15 protein-coding genes are annotated in these 18,480 nt (G+C 41.3%); 1 reads left to right on the top strand and 14 read right to left on the bottom strand.

What is annotated here, in order from left to right:
- Positions 1 to 101 precede the first annotated feature (101 nt).
- The 10 genes from BLS58_RS10010 to gabT all read right to left on the bottom strand — a co-directional run bounded on the left by BLS58_RS10010 (position 102) and on the right by gabT (position 14,125).
- Positions 102 to 806 (bottom strand): GntR family transcriptional regulator, encoded by a 705-nt coding sequence (locus tag BLS58_RS10010; RefSeq protein ID WP_090398484.1) that lies wholly within the window; start codon positions 804 to 806, stop codon positions 102 to 104.
- 121 nt (positions 807 to 927) lie between these two features.
- Positions 928 to 1,764 (bottom strand): MurR/RpiR family transcriptional regulator, encoded by an 837-nt coding sequence (locus BLS58_RS10005; protein ID WP_176764703.1) that lies wholly within the window; start codon positions 1,762 to 1,764, stop codon positions 928 to 930.
- 205 nt (positions 1,765 to 1,969) lie between these two features.
- Positions 1,970 to 3,379: a sodium/glutamate symporter gene (locus BLS58_RS10000; protein WP_090398480.1), complete on the bottom strand. Its 1,410-nt coding sequence runs from the start codon at positions 3,377 to 3,379 to the stop codon at positions 1,970 to 1,972.
- A 490-nt stretch (positions 3,380 to 3,869) separates the two neighbouring features.
- The gene (locus BLS58_RS09995; RefSeq protein WP_090398478.1) at positions 3,870 to 4,904 is read right to left on the bottom strand and encodes an ornithine cyclodeaminase family protein; all 1,035 of its coding nucleotides are present in this window, start codon (positions 4,902 to 4,904) and stop codon (positions 3,870 to 3,872) included.
- 628 nt (positions 4,905 to 5,532) lie between these two features.
- Positions 5,533 to 6,480: an agmatinase gene (gene speB, locus BLS58_RS09990; protein ID WP_090398477.1), complete on the bottom strand. Its 948-nt coding sequence runs from the start codon at positions 6,478 to 6,480 to the stop codon at positions 5,533 to 5,535.
- A gap of 73 nt (positions 6,481 to 6,553) precedes the next feature.
- A complete protein-coding gene (locus BLS58_RS09985; protein ID WP_090398476.1) occupies positions 6,554 to 8,056 on the bottom strand; it encodes a BCCT family transporter in 1,503 nt (500 codons plus the stop codon).
- A gap of 70 nt (positions 8,057 to 8,126) precedes the next feature.
- The gene (locus BLS58_RS09980; protein ID WP_090398474.1) at positions 8,127 to 9,713 is read right to left on the bottom strand and encodes a zinc-binding metallopeptidase family protein; all 1,587 of its coding nucleotides are present in this window, start codon (positions 9,711 to 9,713) and stop codon (positions 8,127 to 8,129) included.
- A 21-nt stretch (positions 9,714 to 9,734) separates the two neighbouring features.
- Positions 9,735 to 11,354 (bottom strand): amidohydrolase, encoded by a 1,620-nt coding sequence (locus BLS58_RS09975; protein WP_090398472.1) that lies wholly within the window; start codon positions 11,352 to 11,354, stop codon positions 9,735 to 9,737.
- A gap of 45 nt (positions 11,355 to 11,399) precedes the next feature.
- Positions 11,400 to 12,812 carry an NAD-dependent succinate-semialdehyde dehydrogenase gene (locus tag BLS58_RS09970; protein ID WP_281241003.1) on the bottom strand — a complete coding sequence of 471 codons (1,413 nt, stop codon included), beginning with the start codon at positions 12,810 to 12,812 and terminating at the stop codon, positions 11,400 to 11,402.
- Between the two features lie 23 nt (positions 12,813 to 12,835).
- The gene (gene gabT, locus BLS58_RS09965) at positions 12,836 to 14,125 is read right to left on the bottom strand and encodes a 4-aminobutyrate--2-oxoglutarate transaminase (RefSeq protein WP_245723131.1); all 1,290 of its coding nucleotides are present in this window, start codon (positions 14,123 to 14,125) and stop codon (positions 12,836 to 12,838) included.
- Positions 14,126 to 14,222: 97 nt separating this feature from the next.
- Between gabT and pdxR the strand changes: the two genes are divergently transcribed.
- Positions 14,223 to 15,626 carry a MocR-like pyridoxine biosynthesis transcription factor PdxR gene (gene pdxR, locus BLS58_RS09960; RefSeq protein ID WP_090398466.1) on the top strand — a complete coding sequence of 468 codons (1,404 nt, stop codon included), beginning with the start codon at positions 14,223 to 14,225 and terminating at the stop codon, positions 15,624 to 15,626.
- Positions 15,627 to 15,766: 140 nt separating this feature from the next.
- Here pdxR and BLS58_RS17230 read toward each other — a convergent pair whose 3' ends face one another.
- From BLS58_RS17230 to BLS58_RS09945, 4 genes are all read right to left on the bottom strand, one after another.
- Positions 15,767 to 16,276, bottom strand: a complete 510-nt coding sequence (locus BLS58_RS17230) for a hypothetical protein (protein ID WP_143018899.1) — start codon at positions 16,274 to 16,276, stop codon at positions 15,767 to 15,769.
- A 106-nt stretch (positions 16,277 to 16,382) separates the two neighbouring features.
- The gene (locus BLS58_RS09955) at positions 16,383 to 16,670 is read right to left on the bottom strand and encodes a hypothetical protein (protein WP_090398465.1); all 288 of its coding nucleotides are present in this window, start codon (positions 16,668 to 16,670) and stop codon (positions 16,383 to 16,385) included.
- Between the two features lie 388 nt (positions 16,671 to 17,058).
- On the bottom strand, positions 17,059 to 18,078 hold the full coding sequence (locus tag BLS58_RS09950) for a TAXI family TRAP transporter solute-binding subunit (protein WP_176764702.1): 1,020 nt from the start codon (positions 18,076 to 18,078) through the stop codon (positions 17,059 to 17,061).
- 20 nt (positions 18,079 to 18,098) lie between these two features.
- On the bottom strand, positions 18,099 to 18,293 hold the full coding sequence (locus tag BLS58_RS09945) for a hypothetical protein (RefSeq protein ID WP_090398461.1): 195 nt from the start codon (positions 18,291 to 18,293) through the stop codon (positions 18,099 to 18,101).
- Positions 18,294 to 18,480: the final 187 nt, after the last annotated feature.

Genomic DNA, 18,480 nt, shown 5'->3' with positions numbered 1-18,480 from the left:
ATTCCGTTAATTGACCACAATTATAGCCGACTATATATCACGCGTCAATATATTATTATAAAATTATAACTTTTATTTAGTGAAGGAAAAGGTCGCACATTTTACAACTTTACTTCTAGATAATATCGCGAATGGTCTTGGCGGATACAACATTTTGAGTATTCCACAACTTCTCCTTGAACCGTCATAGTGAAACGTTCGAGTATGAATAAATAAAAATTAGTATCAATATCGAGCCATTCAGCCTCTTCGACATCAGCTTTTCTCATGCTAAAATAGGTTCTTGCTTTATCGAGTGGCACTCCATATTGATCTAACACATTATAGAGGAGCTCATCCACTACCGACTCTTCATTTAATTCAGGTACATAGGTAGTTGGTATATAACTATATTCGATGCCGATTGGCATTCCATCTTCAATCTTTAGACGATGTATATGATACACGAAACTATCCGGAGCCAGATTCATTTTAGCAGCTATGACGGAACTCGGTTCCTCTATTGTAAAACGAAGCACTTTATGTGGATGCGAACGTTCAACTCCACTACGAAGCCCCACTAATTGATACAAGTTCTTTTCCTTAACAAAGGTGCCTTTCCCACGCTGGCGATACAGCTTACCTGTACTTACTAGTTCCTGAATTGCTCGCTTCACCGTAATCTGGCTTACTCCAAAAATTTCAGCCAGCTCTCGCTCTGTAGGCAACTGCTGACCAGATGTCCATATTCCATTCGTAATCTTCTCCCTCAGTTTTTCCTTCACCTGATAATACAAAGGAACTGGCAAATTCTTGTCAACTTTCATACACGTCATCTCCATATTAGTAGTAATTTAATCACATAACATAATATACCACAAATGAAGAAAAAACAATGGTAAGATACACTTTGAACAACGCGGGTATTTCGATTTTTCCGCCTAAAGTCTAAAGATAAAAAACATTTCTCCTTGATATCTCTTCTTCTTCAAGTATTAAGTTTTTAGTGACTCTTTCATTATAATATTGCCCAACTGTAGCGATGATAGCATTAATTAGTGCCATACTGGAAACATGGGAATATAATGGAGATAAAGATTTTGCCGAGGTTAAGAAAAAATAATCACTAATAGTCACCAAAGGACTCTTTATACTATCGGTAATGGATATTACTTTCACTTTATTTTGCTCCTTTAAATATCTTACGCTCTCGATCGTCTGCATTGTATAACGCGGGAAGGAAAAAGCAATAACGACACTATTCTCATTCGCATTTTGGAAACAATGATCCAAAATGACACCGGTCGATGTAATAGGAAAGGTATTACCTAACATCTTTTTTAATGTTATACCTAAATAATAGGCGTCTGCTATTGATGATCGAAATCCTATCGTATAGATGCCTTTAGATCCCCCTATCAATTTAATAGCCTCTTCAAATTCATTCATGTTAATGTTATCAACGGTAGCTTGGATATTTGCAATGTCCTTATTTATACTCTTTATCATGGCATTATCATTATCGATATTCTCACTCACATCTTGCATACGTTCATTCAATTGATGTTTAATAAATTCTTCTTGTAAAGATGATTGCATATGAGAGAAATTTTCATAACCTAAAGAGCTTGCTAATCGAACAACAGTAGTTTTTCCTACACCAACCTCTTTGCTTATTTTTGAAGCAGTCATATAGGTAACTTCTTTTTTATTTTCTAGTATATAATCAATGACCAGTTTTTCAGCTTTAGTAACTATCCGATTGTTCTCATGTACAAGATCCACAAATAATTTCAGTACTCTCACCCTTTATATTGAGCGTGGGAGCAACCAGAAAGATGAAAATCCCCTGGCTGCTTCTGCCCAAAATTTTAGTTTTTCCGCAACTTTTGATTGACCGGGGTGTATAGCATCTAATACAGCTTCTCCTTTTTTGTTGGTTTTCTAACATTATCATATCTTAGATTTATTGGTATAACCCCAAATTTTACTAAATTGAACGTCTATCTTTCGATACAGACAATGAATGATTAAAATAATTGTTGCTATGCCGTCCATAAAGACCTGAAACTTTTGCTATAATAAAAATCACAATCATCAGTCCAATACAAACTAAACCTACAGGCAACGCCCCAAAAGAGATCGTTAAGATTGGTATAGAAGCTGTTGCTAATCCTCCTCCAGCAAATGGACTTACTAAAGGAGCTCTTAACCCATATGCTATGAACGCATCGGATTGTAATTTTGGGTCTACCATTCGAAGGAGCATATACCCTACAGCAGCTACACCAAAACCTGCTCCAAGATTTATAATCGAATGTTCAAACCAATCTTTCTCAAATAGACGAGGACCAATGTAGAAAAAGAAAAATACCATCAAAAATAGAATGACTATGGACATAACAATCAACGGTACCAAATGATCAAAAACCACTGGAAGACTGATGGAGGCTACTGCCGATACAATAAGAAAATCTATCGCTAACCCTTGAATCCGTCGAAATGTTTCCAAGTCTACTGCTTCATATAAACTTGTTCTTTTTAAAATGCTGCCAACAATTAATCCTCCTATCATTGTCAATGGGAAGAGTGGTACACCGGGTACATAAGGTTCAATTACATTTTGTAAAATCCACCCTATAAAAATAGCTACCGATATTATCGCAAGGTGGAATCCATAACCTTCGACGATCTCCCCTTGAATGGTTTTTACTGATGAGGATTGCTGTTCTGAACGAGGAATTATATCAGGTTTGCTTGATTCAACAACAGTATCATCTTTTCCCATATAATTCGTATAACCTTTTCTAACCCCATAATTAATAATTATAGTGCCACCAATTACACCAAATACTAAACCAATGGTAGCTACTGTTAAACCTAAAGAAACTCCCTCTGACCAGTTAAAGTTTTCATATACTTCAGACATTCCACCAGCAGTACCGTGACCACCATGCCACCCTACTTCAGTTAGTGTTCCAAATAAAGGATTCACACCAAAAAAAGGAGTTAAGAATAAAGCCATTATGATAAGAGGGATTCCCCACTGCATGAAGCTCATATTCCATGAATATATAAATTGAGGAATCGCTTGAGTTTCTTTAATTCTCTTAAAGTTTATATTAATTCCAATTAGCATCGGTGCAAAAACGATAGCGATAAGAATACTAGCATAAGCTGACCAAGTATCCATCATTTCAACGGGCAAAAAGCCAAGCACATGGGGACCAATTAATAAGCCAATTACACCCGCAATTAAAGATGCAGGTATAATGAATTTCTTAAATATTTTAAGTTTAATACGTATAACTATTCCAATAAGCAATAGTATTCCAAGACAGGCTGAATAAAAAAGAAGGGATTCTAGGCTTTCAGATTCGATGGTTTCTAATGGAAACATAAAATCACTCCTTTAGATCAAACAATATATTCTTATACTGGTAGTAACAGCATACCTGCTCATGATAACCAACTACACCTAGAATCACGTTTTTATAAAACTTATCCTTTACTTATTTCCTTGGATTCTATAACACTCCACATATCTCTATACGCACGAGCTTTGGATTCAATATTCGAAGTTTTTTACAAGTTAGTGTCCCCACCATACATTTAAACTTCTATCCCGAGTTTGCCGACATATTTTTCTAAATACCGTAATGGCAGGATTCAGAGCATTTGTCTTCAAAATATGTAGTCACAAATTTTGAAATCACACTTCAGAAGTAGCATTGTAATAGGGTTATTAAAATCTTTTTTCATTTGTGACTACAAAGGTTATCCACAAACCCTAAAACCTTGCCTTTTATTGTAAAAAATTAGCTCCAAAATTGGCGATCATTTGTTTATATTCAGGTAGTTTAACTACTTTAGGTAGTTTAACTATTGATTTACATGAATATTTTGGTATTCCCCCATAGTTCAATCTTTTGACCCAACCCCTTTGCTTTTGCCTCTTCATAGATTATCTTTGCTACAGCTATGTCCTGTATACCTAGTCCAACACTATGAAATACTATAGTTTCATCATCACTCTCCCTTGCTTTTTTATTTCCATTCACAAGCTCACCTAAATTAGCAGAAATATCACTTTCCTGAAGATCCCCTTCCTGATGCATTATAGCGGAAGTTGCTTCACCTCTACTTTTAATTTTTTTCCAATCATCAACTATGAACTTGTCTGCTAATTGAACAACCTTAAATTCACATTCATGCGCCCCAACATGAAGATAAAGAGACCCTGGGTTTATCCACTCCTGTTTAACAATAGGCTCTGTTGTTACAGTTGCTGTTACAAACACGTCTGATCCTTCAACAGCATCCTTAGCTGATTCACTAATACTCATTTTTACTGACGGTACATAAGGCAACATCTCATCAATAAATTTCTGAGACCTTTCTGAGTTTAAATCAAAAAGCTTAACTTTCTCTAATTTTGGAAGCGCTTCATATAAAGCTAATAATATAGTGCGATTTAGAACTCCTGCCCCAATTAGTCCAATAACCTTAGTATCGTTTTTTGCAAGATACTTAGCAGCAAGTCCGTTGTTAGCAGCCGTTCTCATAGAGCTAATGAGAGTTCCATCCATAATTGCTTCAGGAAGATAAGTAGCTGAATTGTTTAAGATGATCATCCCCGCTGCACGAGGAATATTAAACTTAAAAGGGTTGCTAGGGTTACTTGAAATCCATTTTATCCCTGAAGCATTAAATTTCCCTCCAATATACCCTGGCATGCCATTTATACGCCCTTTCGTTGCTTCAGTACCTTCTCCCCACCTTAATACAGTTTTATCAGGCATGACATAATCACCTTTTTGATGTAAAGAAAAAACGTCCTCGACAACGTCCATTGTTTTTTTCATATTAGAGCCACCGCTTTGTTTCACTTCTTCTTGATTTAGAAAAACTACTGGTGCGTCCATTCCAGAATTCTCCTCTCTATAATTATAATCCAAATAAAAGTAAATGTTATATTTTCATTTATCATTATATTGGATTCAACAATCTTTAATTAATATATATAGGATTGTTAAATCCAATTATAATAATATAATGAAATTTGTCAATAGGTTTAATGTGGTTATTCAATCATAATTTATAAGTAGTAATATTATTTTACATTGTTTTCGTTATTGTAAGCGTTTTTTGATAACCTTAATAGCACCAAATTTTAATTTATAATGGCACCAGCGCAAGGAATTCGAGTTAGAAGAAATTCAGAGAATTCGAACCTTCCAGATTGAAAATACCGACTACAAGTATTGAGATTCTGAATGTATGCAGCCATCATTCGCAGGTCATTTTCTGTTTTGAACACATCCTCATCATTAACCCGTCATGCTGTCGCTGTAACTACGACACCCGCTTTTTACATTTAAAAGCCACCTTAGTGGTGGCTCTTATACTATAGCGTTGTGTTGTTAAAGGGAAGAACGAGCAGAATGTTCTTCCCTTACATTAGAGTTAGCTTTTTGCTATGAACGTTAAGTTCTGTTTGCATCCCTTTTTTTCTATACATTGAAATAGTTCTTATTTTGTTTTTTGTGCAGCCTAATCTTGCTCCCGCCTTTTTTTCATAGCAATTAAAGAAATCATTTCAAACATGACTGAAGATGCAGCAATGGCAGTAATTTCACCGCTGTCATAAGCAGGAAGCACTTCTACAAGGTCAAACCCAACCAAGTTGATACCGTCCAATCCTCTGACAAACTCCAAACCTTCATAACTGGTAGGGCCACCTGCTTCCGGCGTTCCCGTCCCGGGTGCGTAAGCTGGGTCAAGGAAATCGATATCATAAGTAACAAATACCGGTCGATCTCCTACCCTTTGATGAATTTGTTTTATCACTTCGTCATAACCTAACTGCCGCGCTTCCCTCATTGGAATTACCTGAAAACCGAGATCCCTGGCACCTTGAATATCCTCAGGACCGTACAGAGGACCACGCATTCCAATTTGTATGGAGTGATCAACATCTAGCAAGCCTTCTTCAACAGCTCTGCGAAAAGGTGTCCCGTGCATATATTTTTCTCCGAAGTAGTCATCCCAAGCATCACCGTGGGAATCAAAGTGCACGAGAGCAACGGGGCCATAATGTTTAGCAAACGCTCGCAAATGCCCGAGCGTAATAGAATGATCCCCGCCCATCAATACTGGGGTAATTGATTTTTCAAGAATTTCATCGAGTTGTTCAACGATATTGTCATACGTTCTGTGAATGTTCCCTGGAATGATATCGATATCGCCATAATCCACTCCGGAACAATAGTTAAAAATATTGATGTCCTGATCCGGATTGTAAGGTCGAAGCAATACTGAAAAATCCCGTATATGCTGAGGACCATAACGTTGACCTGTCCTATTTGAAGCAGCCGTGTCAAATGGAACCCCTGCAACTATAAAATCAACATCATCTGTCGTTCGGATATTCTCCAGTCTCATAAAAGTTCTTGGTCCGACATAACGCGGTGACCTGGATGAATCTTTTGGTTGGTACATCAATATTCCTCCCTCGTAAGAAGATACAGGCATTTAAACCTGCACCTCCTTGTGCTTCATTTTCATAAACAACTCATTTTTCTTTTTTATAGCTCAAACCTACATACTCTTCTCGCAAGGATTTAAAGAAGGAAACACACATACCTATTACAATTAAAGAAAAAGGTAAACCAGCCGCAGCTGATATGGATTGTAAAGCAGTTAGCGTGCCACTTAATAATAAAGCGATTGCCAACCCAGCAATGACCATCCCCCATAATATTTTACTCCTATTGGTGGGTGTTGTCGTCCCCTCACTATACATCCCAAGTACGTAAACAGTTGAATCTGCAGATGTAACAAAGAAAATAACCAATGAAACAAGTACCAGCACAATAATTATTGACCCTAACGGAAAAAGATCCAAGAAGTAAAACAAAGCAGTGTCCATATCTGCTAATATTTGATTAGCCAATTCATTATTACCCAAGTTAACAATGTTGTAGAGGGCACTTCCGCCAAAAGTAGAGTACCAAACCATTGTAGCTATTGATGGCACTACCATGGCTCCGAGAATAAATTCTTTGATAGTTCTCCCTTTTGAAATTCTAGCCATGAAAAGTCCGACAAAAACGCCAAAGCTGATAGCCCAGCCCCAGTAAAAGAAATCCCAACCTGCTTGCCAATCATAACCTTCAATAAATGGTTCCATATGAAAACTCATGTTTATGAAGTTTTGTAGATAATTACCTGTAGTGCTCACAAATGTTTCCAAAATATTTGTAGTCGGGCCTAATATGAAAATTAAAACCAAAACCGTCAAAGCTATTACAATGTTGATATTAGACAACCATTTAATACCTCTTTGTATACCCGAGCTTGCAGAAATGATAAACAAGACCGTTAGGATTAGAATCATAAATATTTGCGTAGTAGGTGTATTGTCAATCCCCCAAGCATAATCAAAACCGGCCCCCATTTGCATAACACCTAGACCAAGCGAAGTTGTAATCCCGCCAATCACTGCAAATATCGCTATTATATTAATGATCTGGCCTATTGGACCATGAATTCGGTCCCCTAATAAAGGCTGAAAAGCATAATTGATCAAGGGCGGGGCATTTTTCCTATATTGGAAATAAGCCATAAACAGTCCGGTTATCGTATAAGCTCCAAAGCTGTGCAACGCCCAATGAAAAAAGGAATACTGCATCGCTAAATCTGCTGCTTCTTTTGTCTCACCTTCCCCGACAGCAGGCTCCATGTACATTAATACAGGTTCCGCTACTCCCCAAAAATAAAGGCTTATCGCGAGTCCTGCACTATACAACATCGCAATCCAAGTAAACTTATTGAACTCTGGTCGATCCGAATCTTTACCAAGTTTGATGGATCCATATTTCGAAAAAGCTGTATATAAACAAATCACTACAATGAAAAAAGCAACCAGCATATAGTACCAACCAAAATATCCACCAATCAAATCGTTTAGAAGATATTCAGAGAAAACACTTAATCCTTCAGAATTTATAACGCCGATAATTACCAATAGAAAAGTGATCATAAGAGCACCAACTAAGACAATATATCTTTTCAATGTGATCCTCCTTTCCATATGAATGTATCACTAATTAATGTCATTACACTATAAGTCAAAATGTTGCGGATCATTGATCGCCCTTTGCCGGAATTACCCAATGGTCCTCTCCACGAGGGGTAGTGACATATTCAGGCCAACGGTAATCAATAGGAGGATCATAATCGCAAAGCGGGGGTATCCACTGGGTGCCTTTAATACCACCACCGGTACGCTCATTAAACTCTTGTTTTGCTTCTTCAAGTAGGTGATCATCAGTTAGCAGATCAATGATCGTCAAACCTACTGTTTTAGAAGCACTAAATATCATTGGGTTGATACATTCAGGGATTCCCCCCATTGCATTCATTACCCAATCAGGATAAACATAACCTGACTTCGGTGATTTTAGTGCCGGTCTACCTATATAGAGTCTAACCGTGGGAGCATGCCAGCAATACTCTGTGTAGTCGTCAGAGGTAAAATGTTGTTGCCAAGCAGGTAACATTTCACGCATTTTCTCCTCTGCTTCTTGTGGAGGGATTAGGGTTTCAATCTCATCCAAGTAAGGATCCTCCAACGGTTGCAGTCCAAGATTTTCTTGAATTTCTTGTGCCTTTTTAATGGCGTTCCCTTCAAATTTAGGGGCGCCCACAAGTTCAAGATTTTGATAAGTTGCTTCTGCCAACGTGTGATTCGCAAGGCCTGCCCGTGATTTTGTAATCCATTCTCGTTTCCAATTACAATGAGCAGCTGAAGCAGCGCTTTCTGCATTTTGATCGAGTACTTGAATCACCTGTTCAGCTTTTTCAATATCCGGAACCCGAATAAAATAGTAAATTTGCGACATTTGCGCTGGGATATTATCAGCAGTCGCCTGTCCAGTATTTAAAATTGTTTCATTGACAGACCATCCCATATTGTTTGATAGCATGTGTTCCTTATACATTTTGGACAACGAATACATAGTAACAACAGCATCCGTTGCGCCTGGGGCGCGTGCAGCCGCATGTGCAGCAGGAATAGGAGAGTCTTTTCCTGAGGATAGCCATGTTTCCGGTTCATCACAAGTGAACGTATACATGACAGAATATGCGACCGCACAATGCGTATCCCATCTGGTCGTATTACATAGAGGCAGCATATAAAAAGGGTGAAAGCTTATTGCAGCATCGAGGTCATCATAATAACCTTTCGCTGCATGAATAGGCTTTGAGCCTCGTAATTTTTCTGCAGGTTCGCCAAAAAACTTTAATGTCCCCTTAATGTCATGCTTTTCCATCATTGCTTTCGCCGCTAAAAACCCTCCAAGGGAACCTATGCCTAGTGCAGAATGAGGGTCCGTATGCCCACCGGCATATGGACTTAATCCCTCCCTGGGTCTTTTGACAGTATCAGCTGCCTGGTTATTCCCGGGGACAGCATCATACTCCGCATAGCCGCCAATGACAGGCCCTGTGCCGTTTTTCCAAGTTGCGCAAAAAGCGGTAGGCATGTCGCCACTTTGCTCTTCAACCTCAAACCCCTCTTCCCTTAAGCGATGGACATACCAAGCTGATGATTTGTATTCTCGCCAAGCTGGTTCTGCATAGTTCCAGATCGTCTGATTCCAATCAGATAATGTTTTTTTATTTCCGTTAACCCATTCTATGATGTCCTTCTTTTCATTTGTCAGCATAAAATGAATAACCTCGTTTCTTTAATAAACTTGCTCTCCCGAAATCCATGTCTCACTTACTTCAATATTAGGGATCTCTTCTACTGATGTGTCATACGGGTTTTTATCCAATACGACAAAATCAGCTAGTTTGCCTTTTTCGATGGATCCAATAGAATCTTCACGATGTATGGCTTTAGCCGCTTCAATCGTATAGCCTTTTAAAGCTTCAGTAAGAGAGATTCGATGTTCAGCACCTACAACGTTTCCTTGTAATGTGGACCGCGTGACGGCTGCATAAATAGCCTGCAATGGGTTTGGAGGAGCGACCGGCGCATCTGAGGACAATACGAGAGGTATATTTTGATCTTTAAACCACCCATACGGTGAATAGTTTTCACCATGGTCACCGACTGCTCGTACAACCCCTTCACCAAACTGATACACGTGTTGTGGTTGGGGAACAGGCCACATTTTTAATTCAGAAATATCCTGGATCTGAGCCGGATCCGGTAATCCACAATGTTCAATTCGATGTCGCACATCACTCCGTGGTGATTGCTCTTGTGACGCTTTCACACCATCAATGACTAATTGAATTGCCCCATCGCCCTGAGCATGTGTAATGGTCTGAAAACCTTGTCTATGCGCTTTCACAAGTATTTCTTTAAAACGTTCCGGTTCATGATATAGATATCCTTGTTTACGGCTGCTGTCTAGATAACCAGAAGACAAGTATGCGGTACCGGAATTTAGGGAGCCATCTGCGTACAATTTAATGGAACCAATCGAAAGTTGGTCATCACCAAAGCCGGATCTAAATCCAAGTTGAGTCAATTCATCCAAGTACGTAGATAGAAAAGACATCACAATACGCATTTTTAGCAGGTCATTATTTCGAGCTTCCTGAAAAGATTCCATCTCCTGTTTTGTAACCTGAGGATCATTGATTGTTGTCACACCCGCTAAAAAGCATTGTTCTTGACCAACAGCAACAAGGTTTTGTAAATTTTCAGGTGTATCCGGCATATGAATGTTAGGACCGTTGCTTCCAATCACGACACCAGATTTTTTAGCAAAATGATCATTGGCACTATCGAACAGCTGACCATTTGGAAGTCCGTTCTCATATCTTCCTATGGCTCCACCTACAGGATCCTCTACATTCTTATTAACTCCTAGTTCTTGAAGTAAATAATTATTAACCACATTATTGTGCCCGCTTACATGCATAATTTGAACAGGGCAATCTTCAGCAACTTCATCCAGCTCATCAGCTGTCGGATATCGTTTTTCCTCAAGGTTTCTCTGATCGAGTCCAAATCCACGAATAATACTACCCGCAGGTGTTTTCTCCTTTTGTTCCCTTAAAACAGCAATGATATCAGCGATACTTTTAACTTTAGGGTAACTAATATCTGCCCAACTATAAGCCATACCCAACATCATTAAGTGCGCGTGAGGATCAACAAATCCAGGGAGCAGAGATTTACCCTTTAAATTTATTTCTTTTATTTCTCCTTGTAAAGAAGCTTTACACTCTTGGTATGAGCCTACAAAAAAAATTTCATTTCCTTTCACAGCTACTGCTTCCGCACTTTCTGTTCCATCGCTCATTGTTAGTATTTTTCCGCCATAAAATAATAGTGACTGTTTACTCATGGTTACTCCTCCATTAATCTATAACCTGCCATATCTTTTAGGCACTTATACTCCCAAAGAAATATATTTCACTTCCAAATACTCCTCAATCCCATGGTGTCCGCCTTCTCGTCCTATACCGCTTTCTTTCATTCCTCCGAATGGCGCCTGTGGTACAGAAGGAAGCCCGTCATTAACACCTACAATGCCGTATTCCAAAGCTTCGCTTACACGGACAGCTCTCCCGATGTTTTCCGAGAAAACATATGCCGCTAAGCCATAAGGGGAATTGTTCGCGCGTTGGATAACTTCTTCTTCTGTTTCGAAAGAAGCAATGGGTGCGACGGGGCCGAAGGTTTCTTCATTCATGCAGAGCATATCGTCGGTAGCGCCGGTTATAATGGTCGGTTCAAAATATTGGCCTCCGTTTTTCACGAAGCTATTTCCGCCGATTGATACCTCTCCGCCTTTTGCTGTCGCGTCATCGAGATGGCTCTGGACTTTTTCAATGGCTTGGTCGTTAATCAATGGTCCCAGATCAACATTTTCTTCTAATCCATTTCCGGTCTTTAACTCCGCAACAGCCGCTTTGAATTTTTCGCTGAAGGCTTCCAGAATCGTTGCTTGTACGTACACGCGGTTCGTACAGATGCATGTTTGTCCGGAATTACGGAATTTAGAGCCGATTAACTGTTCCACGGCTTTGTCTAAATCCGCATCTTCCATGACGATAAACGGGGCGTGTCCGCCGAGTTCAAGCGACACCTTTTTAACCGTTTCAGCAGCCCCTTTCATCAACTGTTTTCCTACTTCAGTGGAGCCTGTAAAAGTAATTTTTCGTACGCGGTCGTCCTGAAGCCATGCATCTCCAATTTCTTTAGGTTTCCCGGTAATGACATTGACGACCCCTGCCGGAATGCCTGCTTCCTCTGCAAGCTCCGCCAATTTCAGAGCCGTCAGCGGTGTTTCCTCAGCCGATTTAATGACGGCTGTACACCCCGCTGCGAGGGCCGGCGCGACTTTACGGGTAATCATCGCGGCCGGGAAGTTCCAAGGGGTAATGGCTGATACCACACCGACCGGTTGTTTTTGGACGAATATTCGTTTATTCGTTTGAGAAGCGGGGATGGTATCGCCGTAAATTCGTTTGGCTTCTTCGGCATACCAAGAGATAAAACCGTTGGCGTAACCGACTTCCCCGATCGCCTCTTTTAAAGGTTTCCCTTGTTCCATCGTCATGATTTTTCCAATTTCTTCCTTGTTTTCTTCGATTAATTGATGCCATTTAGCCAAAAACCCGCTGCGTTCTTGAGCCGTAAATCCGGACCACATTTCAAATGCGGTATGAGCAGCCTCTACGGCTTGTTCGGCTTCGTTCTTGCCGCCGTTAGACACCGCCGCGATCACCTGCTTCGTTGCCGGATTTACAACGTCGAACTGATCATGTTCTTCCCCTTGCCATTTACCATTTATATACAATTTTTTTCTCATGGAATCTCCCCTCACTGCTGTTTCAATACGTCTTCAAGGATTTGAAACCCTTTCTCCAATTCTTCATAGGTGATCACGAGCGGCGTGAGAAAGCGAATCACGTTGCCATACACACCGGACGACAACAACAATAATCCCGATGCATTAGCCGCCTTCAAGATAGAAGCTGTTTTTTCCGGAGCCGGTGTCTTCCCGTCTTCTTTAACTACTTCAAAAGCGACCATGGCTCCCAATCGGCGAAATCCTTGAATAAAGCCAAGTTCTTGTTGCCACTCGTGTACTTGATTTTCCAATTGCTGGCCTATAACTTCCGCTCGCTCATTCAAGTTCTCTTCCTCAATAACATCCAGGACGGCAAGGGCTGCTTTGCAGGCAACGGCGTTTCCGGCAAAAGTACCCCCTATTTCACCAGGATTAGCTGCGTCCATCACGTCAGCTGTTCCTACCACAGCGCTTAAAGGGAATCCGGCCGCTAGCGATTTCGACAACGTCATTAAATCAGGCGTGATGCCGAAATGTTCGCTGGCAAACCAAGCACCGGTGCGTGCGAATCCGGTTTGAATTTCATCGGCAACGAAAAGAATGCCGTGTTCTTTGCAACGCTCGGCAACGTGTTCAACGAACGCCTTCGGCGGTACAACGAAACCACCCTCACCTTGAACCGGCTCCATGACCACACACGCAATTTGTTCCGGTGCGACTTCGGTTTTAAAAAACAGATCAAATTCATCAATAACAGACTGTACATAAGCCTCGTCACTTTGTTCTTCCGGCTTACGAAACACATACGGATATGGGGCGTGATAGACTTCCGGAGCAAAAGGACCAAACTCATACTTATAAGGTTTCACTTTCCCTGTCATCGCCATCGTCATATTCGTCCGGCCGTGAAATCCGCGGGTAAATGTAACGACCGCTTGTCTGCCTGTCGCCTTCCTCGCGATTTTCACCGCGTTCTCGATGGCTTCGGCGCCGCTATTTAACAAAAGTGTTTTCTTGTCAAAATCACCCGGGGTAAGCTTACTAAGACGCTCAGCCAGTTCAATATAACTATCATACATGACGACGTTAAAGCCCGGGTGCGTCACTTTATCCATTTGCTCTTTGGCAGCTTCCACGACTTTTGGATGCGAATGCCCCACGTTCATGACGCCGATCGCACCGGCGAAATCAATATAGGCATTGTCATTTTCATCATATATGGTGGCCCCTTCACCACGATCGGCAATTGCCCGATTGCCGTTCCCCAATCCTCTCGGAACATAGCGATCCCTTTTTTCTTGCCAATTGGTTATTGCCAACATAAAAACCTCCCTTTGTTTTAGTCATTGTAAGCGTTTTATGATATGCTTAATAGGCCCAATATAAAAATAATAATGGTACCAGTTGGAGGTTCACATGCTTCATATTCCCATTGATCGAGGAGGTTCACTCCCTGTCTATAAGCAAATCTATCAGTGGATTAAAAATGAAATTTTGCAAGGAAAGTTGGAGGCGGAAACGAAGATTCCTTCAAAAAGAACACTGTCTACGTATCTTAATGTCAGTCAGAATAGTGTTTTATCCGCTTATAACCAACTCATCGCAGAAGGATATATATACACAAAAGAACGTAGCGGTTATTTTGTAGAAACGATTCATCCGATCAAGCCACGAAAAGTACAGAAAAAGCTTGACGCTCATTTAGAGGAAGGCACTCCCAAAAAATATCGCTACTCCTTCTCGCATATGAGTGTGGATGCTTCGCTTTTCCCCTTTCAAATTTGGCGACATTGTGAGCAAAGAGCCATCCTTGAAGAAGGAGAATTACTTTCAGATATTAACCATTCCCAGGGGATATACAAGTTGCGAGAGATACTTGCTAATAAAATTCGACATACTCGCGGAGTCATCTGTGAACCCGAGCAGATTGTGATCGGCGCGAGTACCCAATGGCTCTTGCAGCTATTCTTGCTGGCAATCTCGAATAATAAACATTTTGCCATGGAAGAACCAGGTTATTATCGTCTGAGTTTAATGTTAGAAGCGATGAATCATACTGTTTATCATGTTCCTGTGGATCACCTTGGAATGCAAGTTGAATCTTTACGGGAAACACCAGCAACCATCGCCATCGTCACCCCTTCCCATCAAATGCCGACAGGGTCAATTATGCCCGTCTCTCGCCGCACCGAGTTGTTGCATTGGAGCTATGAAAATAAAAAAAGATATATCATCGAAGACGACTACGACTCCGAATTCAAGTATGAAGGAGGAATTATCCCATCCTTGCAAAGCTTGGATGAACAGGAAAAAGTCATTTATATCGGGACTTTTTCCAAATCGCTGCTGCCCGATCTTAGAGTGAGCTACATGATCTTGCCGTTGACATTATTACAGCAATATAAAGACACAGGGATGCGATTTTTACAGACGTCTTCGACGCTTATACAACTGACGCTGAGCCGGTTTCTGGAGAGCGGCGAATATGATAAACATATTAAACGTATGAGCAAGCACTATAAAGATATCAGGGAAAAATTGATGGCCGCTTTACAGGATCGTTTTGGGGATCGGATCCAAGTCGAAGGGGAGAAGGCAGGTCTCCATTTTCTGTTGCATCTTGATACAGAGGAATCTGTCGACGCTATATTGGCACGGGCAGAACAGATGGATATCGAATTATATTCGATCCAACGTTTTTTACAGGATTCATACACGAGGGTGCCTCCCACGTTAATTATCGGTTTTGCGAAATTAAAAGCGGAAGAGATTACCCAAGCCGTAGATGAGCTGTATAAGTGTTGTTTTCCCAATCAATAGAACAGGTAAGATCGGACACCTCCTGCCCGGTCTTGCCAATGTCTAATCGTCATGGGTCAATTTCTTGATCGTATCAATGGGTAATCCCGTTGCTTCCGCAATATCTTCCAAGGAAATTCCTTTTGCGAGCAGCTTTTTGGCTACTTCTTCTTTTCCTTCTTCCTTCCCTTTTTCAAATCCTTCTTGTAACCCTTTTTGTCCCATTCAAACTCTTTGACGACCTCGTCGATCTTTTTTTGGGCCTCCGGGTCAAGATCCAGTTTTTGCATCGTTTGGATCACCTCCGTAAATAATTCGGGATTGGCATGAAAAACCGCATGAAACATAAGCAAGTACAGATCCTTCTTACTGTCTTGAAAATAGTCCATCAGGGCACGTTGAAGTTGTTCTTTTTCCTGTAACTCATTCGTCAATAACGTCAGGTACTCGTTTTCCTCGGTGGGGAGATCATCTTGAATGAGAAGCTGGATAGGTACATCCATCCCTTCGATGTAGTATACCCCTTCATGCTCTGAATAGACATGTTTTTCCCGCTTCTGTAGATGATCCAGAAGTTTCACCGGCTTATACAAACTGACCAAAGTTAGCGTCATATCACGGATATCTATCGTATCTGTGCCTTTGTCGCCGGTGTTTTTATACAGATACACGTACGCTATGGTTTTGTCCCGGTGATAAGCGCCCGTAAATCTCCCGCTGCAACCCCGTAAGCGGGAGATAACGGGCGACTAACACCCCGATTGGTTCAACTAACCATCAGAGGAAAACCACCTCTGATGGAAGTTTCACTGTATAGAAGTCATCGATCGAGACATAATCTCTGGGTGATTTATACTCGACAATGTTATAATGACGAAAGATTCTGCCAATATTTTTATGGATGATCGTTTGCCTGTCTTTTAAAATAAGGACATCGACTTTCAGAGGCTCACTCGTGAGCTCATATTCGGTTTCAAGCTCCAGTTCGTCAGAATAAGCTTGCAATCCCAATTGCAAGGCCGCCGCAAATGACGGATGCCAGGCAATCGCTTCATTTTCTTTCACCGCTTCACCTCTTTTTTAACGAACCAGGGTATTTACAGCCATTATAGCAAACGGCGGATAGAGTGTACATTTTTTCTTCCTCTTAGGGCACTGTTTCGTCAAATTTCAAATATTAATTACAGGTGTCCGGTCATGGGGATTTCTCCAGAACGCTTCGCTTTTCTTATCCCTCTCGAGGCGGATCCACTGGCGTTTGAGGGATTACTTCGCTCTTCTTGTTCCTCTCGCAGTCTCTCGATCTCCGGATGAGGGATTACTTTGCTTCTCTTGTTCCTCTCGTAGTAGCTCAACCTCCGGCTGAGGGATTACTTCACTTTCCTGATCCCTCCGGAGTGCTTTAGGGCACATGGAAAGACCGGGCACCTCCTGCCCGGCCCTTTTTCCACACCTATTCCAACAAATCATTCTCCTCAAAATAACGTTCCGCTCCCGGATGAAGGGGCAGGCCTTCCGATCCGGTTGTGATCGCCTCCAGGTCTTGCATGTGGGTGGCCTGTTCATGCGTCATCTCATCTACATTTTCATATAGCCCTTCGACAATGTCATAGCCAAGCTCTTCATCGATATCTTCGGTGGAGCCGATCAAAATCGCGTAGGCGCCAATCGCATCAACATCTTCATCCAAAAAATCATAGACGTCCTCTTCAATGACGATATGTTCGTACATCGTTTCCTCTTCGATTTCATCCAACATATCCGGTTCGATCGATAACAAATCAATATTCATCTGCGCATCAAGTTCCATAATACTTCCTGTCGGCAAACCCAATAATCCGGAAACGGCGTCCACATTACCATCTTGCAAAAAGCTCGCGGCATCGCCAAATCCTTCTTCATAAGCCTCGTAATCATCGATTTCCAACCCATACGCTTCCAGAACCGTCTCTGAAGCCTCCTGAGAGGTAGAATTCGGCAAACCGGTGTTAATTCTCATGCCTTCCAAGTCTTCAATGGATTCGATGCCGGCATCGGCATCAACAGCGACTTGATTGGTTTCCGGATAGATATACCCCATGAAGCCAAAATCATCGAACACTTCCCCCTGGAATGGTCCTTCCCCTTCCAATGCCTGTAATGCCGGAATGTGTACAGCCATTCCCAATTCCAGATCCTGGTCGGATACGCGGGAGATATTTTCGACCGAAGCGTCTGTGGCAACGGAACTGACGTCCAGTCCATCCACGTGCTCATTCATAACATTTGCCATCTCTTGCCCAAGTGTATAATAATCACCGCCTGTAGAGCCTGAGCCTAACTGAATCGAATCACCATTTTCGTCACCGCTCTCCATCTCACCGCCTTCGCCTCCAGGCACATCCTCGTCCTCCACTTCAGGTGCATCTGCATCTCCATTACAACCAACGACAAACACCAAAAGTGCCGAACTCAAAATCACTCGTAATTTCAAGTGTATCCCCCTCCCCTTTTTCAACGCTGCCCTCCCGAACTCACATGGCCATTGGTATAGCTTTTGACCATTCTCTGCAATTCCTTGTGGGATTCCCTTACTTCCAATGTTTGCTCGAGGATTTCCTGCAAACCTTCAATGTCCTTATCCGATGCATTTAACAATGACTTCGGGATGCTTTCGGCAATTTCCTGGAGTGTTAAGTCATGGCTCATAAACAACCGACACCCTTTCTTTGATTTCTTCCTTAACTAAATTGGCGAAAGGAGCTTTATTTTCCTGCTAAAATATAAAATTTACATATTTTCTTTGTTAAAGAAAACTTGGCTTTTCGCCAAGTATGGCGAAAGCCTTAGTTGCACTTATGCAGGATAAGAAAGTGGTTTTATACTTTCTTACCTG

This window comes from Natribacillus halophilus (assembly GCF_900100185.1).
In the GTDB taxonomy this organism is placed as follows: Bacteria; Bacillota; Bacilli; order Bacillales; family Marinococcaceae; genus Natribacillus; species Natribacillus halophilus.
The sequence above is the reverse complement of the archived record's forward strand: the minus strand, read 5'-3'. Positions and strand labels throughout refer to the sequence as shown.